Here is a 13,322-nt window from a genome sequence, read left to right as displayed (position 1 = left end):
GGACGAAGATCGATGCGACGGAGGCGTCCGCTTGAACCCAGTACAATTCGGACAGGTCCGCAAGGGCATCGAAGACCGTTTCGCCGGCCTGATCGACATGTCCGATCAGAACGGACAGGCCGACCAGAAGCAGGACGCCTTCCTGAGCCGGGGGCTCGCCGCGCTCGCCGTGCAGATCCAGCGCACGTGCGGGAACGCCGAGGCGGCCCGGTCCGTCTTCGACGGTACCGATGATCACGGCCTCGACGCCGTCGCCGTCGATGTCCGCGAGGACGCCGCCCGCATCGTCCTCGTCCAGGCAAAATGGAGCAGCCGGGGCAGGCCCGCCAGCTTCGGCGAGGCCGAAGTGCACAAGATGCTCGAAGGATTGGACATGATCCTCGAGCGCGAGTTCGATGACTTCAACGCCCGCTTTCAGCGGCACGTGCCCGCCCTCGAACAAGCGCTGGACATGCCATCGCCCAAGATCACGCTCGTCCCGGCGCTCATGCGCGCCGAGCCCCTCGACTCCGGCGTCCGCGGACTACTCGAAAAGAAGATCAAGAAACTCAACTACGCCGAGGAGATGGTCGACTACGAGGTCCTGGACCTTCGCGACTTCCGCAAGGAGATCCTCGGCGCCGCGGCCACCCCGAAGATCAAGCTTCTCGCCCAGCTGCACAACTTCGGGCGTGAGGCCGAGCCGTACAACGCGTTCTTCGGCTCGATGACCGTCGAGGACATCGCCAAGTGGTACACCGAGCACGGGCGCGGGCTGTTCGCCAGGAACATCCGTGACTCCCTGGACGTCACCGACGTCAACGTCAAGATCCGGAACACGTTGCTGGAGAACCCGGAGAACTTCTGGTACTTCAGCAACGGCATCACCCTCCTCTGCGACACGATCAAGAAGACGGGCACGGGACGCCCGGGCGGCGTGGGCGATTTCCACCTCACCGGGGCAAGCGTCGTCAACGGGGCGCAGACGGTGACCGCCATCCACAAGGCCGTCACGGCGGACGCCGAAAAGGCGGCCGATGGACGAGTCCTCGTGCGCCTGATCTCCCTGGAAGACTGCCCGCCCGGATTCGGCGATCAGGTCACGACCAGCACCAACACCCAGAACCCGATCGAGAACAGGGACTTCAAGTCCTTGGACGATGTGCAGATCACCTTGCGCGAGGACTTCGCCCACTCGCTCGGACGGACCTACGTGATCAAGCGTGGCGAGCCGCGCCCCGACGAGGACAAGGGCTGCTCCATCACCGAGGCCGCGGTAGCGCTCGCCGCTGTTCACCCGAACGCCGAACTCGCCGCAGTGGCGAAGCGCGACACGTCGGCGCTCTTCGAGGACGAGACGTATCGGTCGCTTTTCCGAAAGGACATCACCGCGTACCGGGTGTGGCGCAGCGTCCTCTTGATGCGGACGGTAAGGGCCACGCTCCGCGAACTCCGCGAGAGGCTGCGCGGAAGGGCCGCCGCGATCGCGTCCTACGGGGATCTACTGATCACCCACATGGTCTTCCAGCAGCTCGCGACCCGGTCGATCGACGACCCGGAGTTCGACTGGGACACCCAGCTCGCAGACGCCGCCGAGCTCACGGAGACCGCGCTCGGCTGGGTAATGAGCAGCATCGACGCCGAGTACGGGCCGACCAGTCAGGTTTTCGCGGCGATGCGCAATGCGGAACGCATGCGACGAGTCGCCAACCGTGCCGCAAGGGGAATGGCCTCTGGAGCGCAGCCGTCCGCTCTGGACCTCTCCCTCCAAACGGTCGGTCCGGACGGGCGGGGCAGGCAGGTGGACGCGGTGCGCACCCTGGTCAGGGCGGAGCGGATCCCCGACGGGACGATTCTGGAGTTCCGTCCGGTGACTCGGCCCGAGCGCCGCGAGATGACAGCCTGGCTGGAGGAGGAGCCAGCGCGAGCGCAGGCCACGTGGCGAAACACTCCGAAGAGGCCGCTGGAGTGGAAGGCCGACGGCGAACTCTACTCGCCGAGCGGGCTCGTCCGGAAGATGCGCCGGGACGCATCCGGACACGACCAGAACGTCCAGGGCACCCTGCACTGGCACGTCCCCGGCGAGGGATCGCTGGCCGACCTCGCCGCGAAGGTACGTGCCGAGGAGGGCCTCGACGTCGGAGACGAGGAAGAGGAGGAGTCCTGATTCCGGTCAGGCCCCGAGCTTCCGGCCGATGTAGGCGACCGTCGCCGTGCCCGTCTCCGGCACGAGTCGGAAGTGCACGCGGCCGGCTCCCGGTGTGAAGCGACCGTGAAGGTCGAAGATACGTGCAGTGCCGTCGAAGTCCTCGAACTCACATAGTCGCTTGCGGCTCGTCCCCTCGGGTGTGACGTAGGACCGCCAGGTCGGGAACTTCGCCCGGGTCGGATCCCAGTCGCTGATCGCGTCGTCGATCCTTCGGAGCTCTTGTGCCGCGGGCACCACCCATCCGGCATCCAGTCCGTAGAACTGCCCCTCGGTGCAGGGCAGGAACGAAAGATGCGGGTAGAGGTCGCCACGCGCCTCCCAGATCTCGGAGCCGTGCTTGAGGTTCGGGATGCCAGCCCGCTTGACCCATTCGAGGTGAGTTTCGGCGTGATCGAGCGTCGAGGCGTGCCGGACCTCGACGCTGTCCTCGATCACGATCGGCTCGCCGCTCGGACCCTCGGCGAGGATGCTTCGGTCCGCCCGGATCCATGGCGCGTCCCAAGCGGAGTCGACCAGCAGACTCACCAGGGCGCCGTCCAGCAGGTGCGCGGCTCCCAGCGCCTTCGCGACCCGGCCGCCGCAGGAGTAGTCGGCACCTTCTCCCACACCCGGCGGTAGCACCGAACTGAAGGGAGCCCGGTTCTGCATTCGGCGGATCCAGCGCCATAGATCGACATTGGCAGGTCGTCCGGACCACTCGGAGAGGTAGTAACCCGGCGCAAGCTCCAGCTCCAGCAGCTTCACATCGGAGACGAGGAAGGTGTCGTTACGTTGCGCGGCCATCTTGCGGAGCACTCCAACGAACTGTTTCATCGCCTCGTCGATGCGGTCCTTCGGTAAGGCGACGGCACAGGACAGCTCGTTGAAGAAGAGCAGGACGCGCACGAGGTCCCTTTCCCTGGGGTGGCGGCGGGGAAGGCGGTCAGCCGAGAAGCTCGTCGAGCGAGCGGTCCCATTCGTCGAAGAAGCCGGAGGGCCACTGCGACAGCATCCCGTCAGGCCCGATGGCGGGACTGACGATGTCGACGATCCCGTCGGCGTTGCGCTGGAAGTAGTGCAGCCGGACGTCGTCGGGGGCGAGCTGCTGCCGCTTCACCGTGAGGCGGACGCCGTTGAGGATGTGGTCGCTGTGCGTCTCGACGATGACCTGTGCGCCCGCAGCTGCGGCGGCGCAGGTCAGCCGGGCCATCGCGCTCTGTCCTTGGGGGTGGACGTGCGCCTCGGGGTTCTCCAGCAGGATCATGGCACCGGGCCTGGCCGTCAGGCAGGCCACGACCACCGGCAGGACGTAGGTGAGCCCGAACCCGACGTTGGTCGGCCGGCGCGCGTTGGTCGTGAGGTGACCCGTCCGGGTGAACTCGAAGCCCAGGCGGACGAGGTCGGTTCGTTCGATTGCGGTGGCCGCGATCTTCACTCCCGGACAGATCTCCCCCATCCACGCCTCCACCTGGTCGAGAAGCCGCGGGGACGCGTCGGGATGGTGGAGGACCGTCGACGGGACGGTCTCGTCCTGGTAGTGCCGCAGGTAGTCGATGGTGTACTCGCCGCGGGTTCCGAGGAACCCGCGCCTGACCGCCATCTCGTGGGACTGGGGATAGGTCACCGCCGGATTGATCCGGTCGGCTCTCAGGTACTGGAAGCCCGGATTGAAGAGGGTGATCGCGTCTTCATCGTAGTCCTCCCCGTGTTCGTGAGGACGCGGGCGGCAGACGGTAAGCGTAAGCAGATCGTCTTCGCGGCCGTACCGGCCACGCCACTCGAAGGGCGCCGTGGTCTCCGCTCGCAGAGCGAAGCCGATCTCGGGGTCGCGTCCCGGTTCGGTGACATAATCTTCATGGAGGATGTCCTGGCCGGTCCCGAGCTCGACAAGCTCACCGTTCAACGGGAATCCGCCGACCGCGCCATCCTCATCGTAGTCGCGATAATCCGAGAGCAGCCCGGCTCTCTCAGCCTGTCTCAGGAGTGCCAGCGCCTGGAGGACGGTGCTCTTACCAGAGGAGTTCAGGCCGGACAGGAGCGTGTACGCGCCGAGCGGTATCTCTGCCGAGGCGAAGGACTTGAAGTTCGTGATGGTCAGCGCGTCGATCATCTGGCGATCTCCCTGAACAGCTCCTCCACGGCGCCGAAGCGGCGGCGAACCTTCTTGACATCACCGGTCGCGACTGAAATGGCTTGGTGGAACTTGCTGTCCTCCATTAATGCCGCGAACCGCGCCTGGACCATGTCACGTCCCTCTCGCAACGCCTCGACCTCTTGGGACGTCATCTTGGCGAGGTTCACCGAGACCGTCTCGAAGAGCGCCTTGTTGACCGGCAGGCGTCTGTACTGACCTGGGAACCGTTTCCTGAAGGCATGTTCCTCGAAGATATCGCGGGCGGCCCACATCGCACGTGTGAAATCGTCCTTCAGCCGCTCGATCGCTTCCGGCTCCAGGGTGTTGAGCCGCTTCATCGCCTCGCGGAGGAAGAGGTCAAGATCTCCTCGCGGATAGTCCTCCGGCTCGGTGAGACGGAAGGCGAGGAACCGCAGGGCCATCTCACGGTCGGCCATCCGGTCTGACTTGACGCTGTGGAGCGTCGCTTGGAGGAAGGGCTCGCTGTCGGCGAGTTCCGCGAGGAGCGTTCGGGCTCGGCCAGGAATCAGCGCGTGCCGCAACTCCTGGAGCGTCAGCGGACGGCCGCCGGTGTTGATTCGGCCGAAGATGTTGAACTTGACCGGCTCGGGTGTGCCCGCCCGGATGAGGTGGACGACCATTTCGGTCTCATCGATCCTGGTCTTCAGCCCGCCGGGAAGGTCGGCGTAGGTGGATCCCTCGTAGTCGTAAAGGTACTCCAGACCGGTGAGCCTCAGCGGCCGCATGCCGATCACCTCGGGGTCTACGAAACGCGCGATGGTGGTGAGCCGCTGGATTCCGTCGACGATCGCCCAGCTCTCCTCGCCGACCTCGGCCGCGTAGAGGTTCGGAAGCGGGATGCGGAGCAGGACGGATTCGATGAGCCTACTCTGGGCGGGCTCGCTCCAGATTCCGGCGAAACGCTGAAAGTCGGGCGCCAGGTCTAGGACGCCGCGCCGCAGCCGCGCCAAGAGCAGCCCGACCGTCATCGTTCGCGTCTGGACGTCGATCTCCGCCGGGTCGAACGGCTCGTGGATCATGCCGTCCTGCGGTTCCTCCTCGGCCTCGACGTCCGTGCTCAGTCCCCTGTAGTCGTACTCAACCGGGATGTCGAGTTGTTCGTCCTTGCTCACACCGATCGCGCCGGTCCTTTCCTCCGAGGAATCATCCGCCGCACCAGACGACGTGACGCCACAGTATCCGGGTCTCACCGACACAAGACCGCTAACCATGCCCGGGACTCTCGATAGCGCCGACGAGGCTCTCGGTCACGTCATAAAGGTCGACGACGGGACGGCGATGCGTGCACCGCTGACCGAGGTGTAGGTGAGATGGCCGGGCTCGGCCCACACGTTGAGTTCCTGGCCGCTGGGAAGCGGGACGGTCACGAGCGAGACGCCTTTGCCGTGGCGGTGGGAGACGTTCGCGATTCCCCGTCCGGTGAGGGTGGACGTGAGGTGCCGCGCCACGAGGACCGGCGGAGCGGTCGTACGAGCGTTGGGCCAGGGGCCGGGAAGAGGGAAGGCACACCAGACGGCCTTGCCCCGCGCGTCCGGGGCGCCCAGAAATGACCGCGTCGGGTGAGCACCCCAGGCGGCGGCGAGCATGCCGACGATTCCGAGGCCCTTGCCGTGCTCGTCGAGGAGATCGCGGGGAGCGGTGTCCGGCCACGCGGACCGGCAGGTGTCGAACACCGACACCACGAGCTGCGGCGTCGGCGTGACCCTGGCCCAGACCCAGAGTTCGGGCGGGCCGGCCTGGACGTCGGGCCCGACGCGCAGCGCGTGGTTGAACGCGTTCGTCGCGAGCTCGCTGGCGGCCAGGACCGCGTCGGCGGCCGTGTCACGGTCCAGACCGACCGTCTTCATCGCGATGCCGAGGAGCGAACGGGCGACCGAGGCGCAGTTCGCGTCCCCGGGAAGTCGCCACGCGCACATGCCGCCCAGCGATATATCGGCGGCATGGCCGACAGATATTTGTCCAGACTGTGCAATCTGCACCATTTTGGAACCATCCTTGCAGGCCACGGGTTTTATTCTTCCGGACACAGCCTGCGCCCCTTGACCTAACCTTTCCTTGTCCTCATGCAACTCCGGAACTTCACGAGCGCGGAGGCGGTCAATGAACATCAACGAATCCCCGGACCCACGATCCTCGATGTGGGCGTGGATCGCCTACTCGCTGCGGTTCCACCGCATGCAGCGCGGCCTCACGGGCGACACCGTGGGCAAGCTCCTCAACTGCGCACGCTCATCAATTTCCAGACTTGAGAACGGCGAGGCGAAGCTGAACGAGAAGCAGGCCGCCATCCTGGACGAGGCATGGAACACCGGCGGCCTCTTCGGGATCACGGTCTGGTACGCGCGCCAGGGTCACGACCCGACGTGGTTCAAGAGCTTCACGGAGTTCGAGGCCCGTGCCTTGGGCATGAAGATCTACAGCGGCCAACTCATCCCCGCGCTCTTCCAAACACCTGGGTACGCACGAGCACTCCTGATCGGAGGCCACCGGGAGCGTGACATCGATGGTGCGGTGAGTGCCCGGCTGGCACGTCAGGACATCTTGACCAGGCCAAGCCCGCCGAACATCTGGGTCCTGTTGGCCGAGACCGCGTTGGTCTGCCAGGTCGGAGGCACGGCGGTGATGCGTGAGCAACTCGCGAAGCTCCTCGAGTTCTCCGACCTGCCTGACGTGTACCTTCGCGTCGTCCCCAACTCAGCCGGCGCAAACCCGGGGCTCGACGGGTCATTCAAGATCATCAAGGTGAAGGAAGGCCAAGTCGGATACGTTGACGCCTTCCACGGAGGACGGCTGGTGGCCGACCCCGCGGAAGTTGAGAGATTTGCAGTAGGCTTCGATCAGATCGGTGCAGTCGCCCTCCCCGTTGACGCCTCCCGAACTATGATCGAACGACTGATGGAGACCATGAAGTGACATCTCCGATGTGGCTTAAGAGTAGCTACTCCTCAGACGGGACCCATTCCCAATGTGTAGAGGTTGCCCAACTCACGGACGTGATAGGCATACGAGACAGCAAGGACCCCGATAGCGGCCACCTCGTTCTCTCGCCCGCCGAGTTCGCCAACCTTGTACTGCAGATCAAGAACGCCATAATCTAGCCCCCCGGACGAACCGAGACTCGATCCCCCGTCGGATCGCATTCCCTGCACTGTCTTCGGGACGTGACAAACCTCTAAGACTGGCCTTGTCCGTCACGAGGTAGCCCATGAGAGCCCCGCCGGCCAAGTCATCAGGGCCATCGCCCTTCTGCACGGTGACCACAAAGCTCCCCGGTCCAAGGCGTTCCGTTCATGTCGGTAGTCATAAGGGGAGCATGCCGCATGAAGTTCGAAATCCGCGCACCAACATAGCGAAGGCGCGCAGTGAGGACAGGGCGAGCAAAGTTGGCCCATGAGCATCAGCCCTTACGGCCGATGAGATCTCACTGGCATCCTCAAGGCATCTAATCAGGCACACAACTACGGACCAAACAACAAGTCTCACTTGCCGCACCGGCACCAGTAGCATATTGAACTAGTTTCACCGATACGGTGGAGCGTCATACCGCTTCACTCACCCTTACCCCTGCCCCTTTTCAAGCATTTCCTCTGCGAGTAGGGCCTGCGCCTCGTCCTCCAACGCGTCCGCCTCGTCTCGCTGCCGATGGGCACGCCGTACAGTATCCGCGATCCGCTCCCGGTCTGCGCGGGAGCATTCAGGAATAGGGATGCGATTACGCAATCCTTCGTGAATATCCTGCTGTTTCCCCCCGGCACTCATTGAGCGTAGTACTCGAAACATTACCTCCGAACGAAGGAACGCAAAAAGAAAGGCGCCTGAAATTTCTCGATCCCCCGACAGTATTCGCAAGAAGTGTTCAGAGAACACGTAATCTTGTTGCCATCGTCCAGTGATGAAGACACTCCTACAAAAGACCTCACTATCACCAAGTGTCCCTTGAGAAGCGACCAAAATCTCCTCGTCTTTAGCCTGAATCGCTGGGAGTTCAGTTTGCTTGGGCATGATCCAGCGGCCTTCAGGTCGAATCCAAAATGCTTGCCTTTGCCCTACCAGCCTTACGCCGCCTTCAGGACCACCATCTATGCGAGTAAACCGTTTCCCTCGCCCCAGACGTCCTTCCGAGCACACTGCACCGAGCGTCCGATGAGGAACACTTTTCAAGGCGTCAATGATCGCCTGGGCACGAGGCGACAAGTTCAGTGCCCGCAACGTCGTAGAGTCGAGGTTCGATGTAGAGAAGTTCAGGTCACGAGGAAAATCGTGCCAACGGATATCGATGAGCTCGGTCAGGCCTGCGCTCTCGAAAACCTCACGAGTAGCTCTAGTGATATCGCTCTGAAATTTCGCCCGCCGCTGCATCGCCCGCTGGAAAAGTGAGTCGATCCGTCGCTCAATCTCATCATTGAGGCGCGGAATTGGCACGTCAATTAGATGTGCCGGTTCAATATGCTTGACACTAGTGCCGTAGACAGTCCCCTTGATCATCGCCGTACCGAGCGGACTGGCTAGGAAGGTGTAGAGATAGCCAGCTGGGATCTTGTCGCGATCCGGGACGATGCGTAGAACGTCCTCGCTGCACGCGTATCCCGCCATGTCCAGGCGGGCATACGTGACACGACCCGCTGTCATCCCGGAGCGTGTCACCAGCGTCCAACCGGGTTCGAGTGGAAGTCTGTCATTCTCCTCGTACGACTTCCTGGTGATCAGTGCGAGCGTGGACAGGTCCGCCTGGAAGATATCGGCACTGGACAGAAAGGGAACCCCGTGCTCTGGGCTAGTGGTCCACCTGCGCGTGACTCTCCCCGGATGGAACATGCGCTCTGTGACTTCGCTGAGAGAATCTGTGCGCGGCAGTCCTTCCACGAACTTTCGCGCTGCGTAGCTTTCCGAGACGAAGGGGCCGGGGCTGAGGCGGAAGCCCTGGTCGGCGAGCCATGAGTAGCGGACGGGGTTGTCGGGCTCAGCGATCTTCACGAGTTCTCCGGGAACCATGCTTGGAAGCGGTCACACAGCAGGACGAAGGCCGGGTCCTTGCAGTGCTCCACCGATATGTGCTGGGCGGCCTTGCCGAGGTCTGAGTTGAAGATATGCGTCTGGTTCCTGCGACACAAATGCTCCAGCGCGCCCTTGGGGTCGTTCGGTGTGTCCTCGTCTTCCCGCCAGTGTTCGCTGATGGCGAGCGTCTTACGGTAGTCCTTGGGGACGGGGAGGATCTCGGTGATATCCGGGAGCCCGCACCAGAGCCAGGTTTCGAGTGCGGGATCGATTACGATCACCGCGTACTCGTTCCACGAGTCGGCCAGACGCTGGCTGAGCTCGTCCTTGATGGCGGTGGCTCCGGGGCTGCCCGGCCAGGCCGCGTTCAGCATCACCACCGCCCGGCGATGCAACCGCTCGAACGGCTTCAGCAGTTCATGCACCGTCCCGTATACGCCAGCGTCCCGGTTCGGCACTACGAAGACATCCTCATCAGGATTGAAATCGAAGGTGCCGCAGCCCAAACGGTCGCCGACGTCGGCTAGGTCGCCGAGAAGGCCGCGCACCATTCGTTCCATTCCGCCGCTCGCGACCATGAAAACAATGTCCCGTTTCGGGGCTTCGGTCACGAGAGCACTCCCGCCGCGAACAACGTTCCGATATCGAGGGAGCCATGCCAGTCGCGCAGGCGGGGATGCTTGACGCCCGGCACCACTTCCGCGCTGCCGTCATCCTTCAATCGTGCGGCGAGGACCTCTTCGAGCCGCGTGTTCGCCATGACGATCGGCGAGTGGGTGGACACCCAGACCTGCGAACCGTTGATCGAGCTGAGCGACTGGGTCACCGTCTCGATGGCGCGCGGGTGGACACCGTTCTCCGGCTCCTCGCTCACCAGGAGCTTGGGCAGCCCCGCCTCGTCCAGGAACGGCAGCAGCGTCAATGTCATCAGGCGCAGCGTCCCTTCCGACAACCCGGTGGAGGTGACCCGGTGCCCGCTTGCGTACTCCACCTCGAAGTAGGCGTGCTGATCCGCTTCACGCTCCACGGCTCTGACGGCGGCCACCTGAGGGAGCGCCACCCGAAGATGGTCGACCCAGGCGGCGAACCGGTCCGGGTCGTCCTCCTGCAGTGCCAGCGCGAGCCACGGAATGTTCTGTCCCGACGGTTCCAGCCGCTCCGGGCCGCCTGGAGGGGCGAGGCGGCGGAGCGCATCCCAGTTCGGAGAGAGGGAGACCACTTCCTCCCGCAAGAACTGCGCGAACCAGAGTGCGCCCGGAAAGAGGCCGGCGTCGGCCGGGACGTTGTCGAGGGAAAGCCGATCCGATGAGGTGTTGAGCGGCGGTATCGCCGTCTCCTGGGTCGTCGTCTCCGGAATGAAGCGGATGGGGCCGTTGCGTTCCCGGGCGATGACGAGCTGCCAGCCCTTGGATTCCAGGACGTCCTTCTCGGAAGCCTCCTCCAGCGCGGTCCGCAGGACGAACCCGGCAGGCGGCCGCTCACCCTGGTCATTGAACAGGAACATGCTCTCGTCGGCGACCTTGAGCGTGCGCCTGGTGACGTCCAGCCGGACCTCATAGCGCAGGTGCGTGGGCACCGGCGTGCCGAGCCGGGCCATGCTCGTGCCAGCCAGGGCGTCGATGTGGTCCGGCGGCAGCTTCGCCTCCACCGCGAAGGAGAACGTGTCGCCCTCTTGCCGGTGCAGCAGTTCCAGAAGCGTGCCCGCTCGCTGGGCCCTTTCAGGACGCTGCGCCTCCAGGAACGCCTGCGACACCCGGCGAAGCCGCACCAGGTCGCCCAGCAGTACCGGGATGTCCAGCAGGGTCGACTTCCCGGAGCCGTTCGCCCCGACGATCACGTGGTAGCGGTCCAGGTCGACGCTGAGCCCGGAGAAGCAGCGGTACCGGTTCGCCTCGATGCGGGTGATCACCGGCCGCTCCGGCGCGGCAGGCCGGGCTCGTCATGCCGGAGACGGAACTCCTTGTACGCCTCGGCGATCTTGGGCAGGTCGTTGTCGATGGCCTTGCGTTTACGGTGCAGGACCGTCACCTCGTCGCGGCCGTCGATGCGGACCCGTTCCCGCTCCTCTTGAACCTCGAGCACCACCTCACCGTCGGGGTGCCGCTTGTAGACGGGGTTACCGCGCCGGTCGATACCGACCTTCTCCGCCACGGCCATGAAGACGGGGTAGTCCTGCTGCCGACCCGCCAGCGTCTCCTTGACCTTCTCGTCCTCGGTCTTCTTCTTGAGGAAGAGCAGGCTGGTGAGGATGTTGACGCCGGCGTCGTAGATGAAGGTCTCCACCGGCAGTTCCACGCTGGCCAGCACCCAGCAGTTCTCCAGGATCCATTCGCGGATCCCCTCGTCTACCGGGCCCGGGTTGGACAGGATCCCGTTGGGCAGGACGATGCCGATCCTGCCTCCCGGCTTCACCCACTCGACCGCTCGCTGGATGAACAGCTGCTCGGGTGACACCGCCGCCCGCGTCTCGCCGGGCTCGGCCCTACCTGTCTCCTTGTTGCGGACCCACGTCCGGGCAACCCCGTTCCGGTACAGGTCAAGGACGTCTTTGTTCTCGACCTTGATGTCGGTGCCGAACGGAGGGTTCGTCATCAGGACGTCCACCGAGTTCAGCGGGATGTGCTCCTTGGCCTCGGCCTCCCCGGGGAGAAATCCGTGGGGGAATGCCAGCGAATCCATGTTGTAGACGTTTCCCTCACCTCCGGTCAGGGTCATGATGCTCATGCTCGTGGCGCGCACCAGGAACGGGTCGAAGTCGGCCCCGAACAGGTGCTCCTCCGCGTAGGTGTGCAGCTTGTCCTGATGGCTGATCAGCTGCTCTTCGGTGTCGGGCAGGCCGATGGTGTCCTCCTCCGCGCGCCACTTGTTGAGCATGTGCCGGAGGGTCTCACGGAGGAAGCCGCCGGTGCCGCACGCGGGGTCGAAGACGGTCTCGTCCTCCTGCGGGTCCAGGATGGCGACCGCCAGTTCGACCGCCCCGATCGGGGTGAAGTACTGCCCCCGGTCGCCCCGCAGGTTGGCGCCGAGGAGTTCCTGGTAGGCCATGCCCTTGACGTCGATGTCGGTGCCGGTGAGGTCATAGGGCGCCAGCTCGCCGACGATGAAGGCCAGCGCTCGGTCGGACAGCGAGATCTCATCCCGGACGGTGAAGAGTGGGTACTTCTTCTTCACCTCAGCGAACAGTGCCTCGATGCGCTTGCGGATGGCCCTGCGGCCGTCCTCGTTGAACGGTTCGGAAGGCAGCGCGTAGAACTCGGGCGTACGGCGGGCGCGGCGGCTGACCCGCTCGTCGTGCATCTTGGCGAACAGAAGGTAGAGGAACTGCCAGAACGCCGCGTCCTTGGGCATGCCCTCGTTGCCGTGAATGTAGTTGTGGCAGCGCTGGAACGCGGTCTTGAGCATCGCGGCCTCGCCGCGCCGCAGGCGTGCGACCGATACCACCGAGCCGCTCTGCACCGACTCGTCGGCGATGGGCCAGTCCGCGCGCTGCTCGAACTTGGCGCCGAAGCGGGTCGACTCCTTGTAGAGGAAGAAGAAGTCCACCCCGTTCGTCCACATGCCGTACTGGGCCTGGGGTGTGTTCTCGGTCCCGAGGAGGGCCTCGAGTTCCTCCAGGTCCTCCCTCGCCTGGTTGAAGGTGCGGATCTTGGTGACCTTGCGGCTCGCCTTGGGTTCCGGCTTGCAGACCACGACCCGGCGGAGGTTGGCGAGGGTGTGCGGAGCGCCGTGCGCGAAGATCGCGATGTCGGCCTTCTTCGTCGCCTTGCGCCGACCCACCGCGGCCACCGGGATCGGGAAGTCGCGATGCATGTCGCGTACGGCGATCCCGTACTCGTGGAAGAGGGCACGGGCGATCCGCTGCCGGACGGGCTCGTTCCCCCTCTCCTTGATCCGCTTACCGGTGATGAAGTCGATGATCTCGTCATCGGCGAGCGAGTCCGGCGCACTCGCCTCCGTCTCGACCTCCTCTTCGCCCGCACCGATGTCCAAGCTGACCTGCTCCAT

At 64.5% G+C, this 13,322-nt stretch carries 11 protein-coding genes; 3 read left to right on the top strand and 8 right to left on the bottom strand.

Annotated elements, in window-relative coordinates; translation table 11 throughout:
* Positions 1–31 precede the first annotated feature (31 nt).
* The gene (locus tag QP090_RS36730; RefSeq protein ID WP_285944377.1) at positions 32–2,146 is read left to right on the top strand and encodes an AIPR family protein; all 2,115 of its coding nucleotides are present in this window, start codon (positions 32–34) and stop codon (positions 2,144–2,146) included.
* Positions 2,147–2,152: 6 nt separating this feature from the next.
* Here QP090_RS36730 and QP090_RS36725 read toward each other — a convergent pair whose 3' ends face one another.
* The 4 genes from QP090_RS36725 to QP090_RS36710 all read right to left on the bottom strand — a co-directional run bounded on the left by QP090_RS36725 (position 2,153) and on the right by QP090_RS36710 (position 6,304).
* Positions 2,153–3,073 (bottom strand): hypothetical protein, encoded by a 921-nt coding sequence (locus QP090_RS36725; protein ID WP_285944376.1) that lies wholly within the window; start codon positions 3,071–3,073, stop codon positions 2,153–2,155.
* 37 nt (positions 3,074–3,110) lie between these two features.
* On the bottom strand, positions 3,111–4,277 hold the full coding sequence (locus QP090_RS36720; RefSeq protein ID WP_285944375.1) for an AAA family ATPase: 1,167 nt from the start codon (positions 4,275–4,277) through the stop codon (positions 3,111–3,113).
* On the bottom strand, positions 4,274–5,434 hold the full coding sequence (locus QP090_RS36715) for a DUF262 domain-containing protein (RefSeq protein ID WP_285944374.1): 1,161 nt from the start codon (positions 5,432–5,434) through the stop codon (positions 4,274–4,276). The genes QP090_RS36720 and QP090_RS36715 overlap by 4 nt, the downstream gene beginning before the upstream one ends.
* 135 nt (positions 5,435–5,569) lie before the next feature.
* Positions 5,570–6,304 (bottom strand): ATP-binding protein, encoded by a 735-nt coding sequence (locus tag QP090_RS36710; RefSeq protein ID WP_285944373.1) that lies wholly within the window; start codon positions 6,302–6,304, stop codon positions 5,570–5,572.
* A gap of 118 nt (positions 6,305–6,422) precedes the next feature.
* Here QP090_RS36710 and QP090_RS36705 point away from each other — a divergent pair, with 118 nt between their 5' ends.
* Together QP090_RS36705 and QP090_RS36700 are read left to right on the top strand one after the other, a co-directional pair.
* Complete coding sequence (locus QP090_RS36705; protein ID WP_285944372.1) at positions 6,423–7,235, top strand: helix-turn-helix domain-containing protein; 813 nt, start codon at positions 6,423–6,425, stop codon at positions 7,233–7,235.
* Between the two features lie 8 nt (positions 7,236–7,243).
* Positions 7,244–7,420: a DUF397 domain-containing protein gene (locus QP090_RS36700; protein WP_285944440.1), complete on the top strand. Its 177-nt coding sequence runs from the start codon at positions 7,244–7,246 to the stop codon at positions 7,418–7,420.
* A 460-nt stretch (positions 7,421–7,880) separates the two neighbouring features.
* On the opposite strand, the gene mads5 is transcribed toward QP090_RS36700, so the two are convergent.
* The 4 genes from mads5 to mads2 are packed head-to-tail and all read right to left on the bottom strand — an operon-like array spanning position 7,881 to position 13,322.
* Positions 7,881–9,296 carry a methylation-associated defense system restriction endonuclease subunit S MAD5 gene (gene mads5 / locus QP090_RS36695; protein ID WP_285944371.1) on the bottom strand — a complete coding sequence of 472 codons (1,416 nt, stop codon included), beginning with the start codon at positions 9,294–9,296 and terminating at the stop codon, positions 7,881–7,883.
* Positions 9,293–9,928, bottom strand: coding sequence for a methylation-associated defense system protein MAD4 (gene mads4, locus QP090_RS36690; protein WP_285944370.1), 636 nt, complete (start codon positions 9,926–9,928; stop codon positions 9,293–9,295). Before mads4 ends, mads5 begins: the two co-directional genes overlap by 4 nt.
* Entirely contained in the window at positions 9,925–11,226 is a 1,302-nt protein-coding gene (gene mads3, locus QP090_RS36685; protein WP_285944369.1) for a methylation-associated defense system AAA family ATPase MAD3, read from the bottom strand. The genes mads4 and mads3 overlap by 4 nt, the downstream gene beginning before the upstream one ends.
* Positions 11,223–13,322: a methylation-associated defense system DNA methyltransferase MAD2 gene (gene mads2, locus QP090_RS36680; RefSeq protein ID WP_285944368.1), complete on the bottom strand. Its 2,100-nt coding sequence runs from the start codon at positions 13,320–13,322 to the stop codon at positions 11,223–11,225. Before mads2 ends, mads3 begins: the two co-directional genes overlap by 4 nt.

The organism is Actinomadura xylanilytica (genome assembly GCF_030283145.1).
GTDB lineage: Bacteria > Actinomycetota > Actinomycetes > Streptosporangiales > Streptosporangiaceae > Spirillospora > Spirillospora xylanilytica.
Note: the sequence above shows the minus strand (reverse complement) of the source record. Positions and strands in the feature narration are given on the sequence as shown.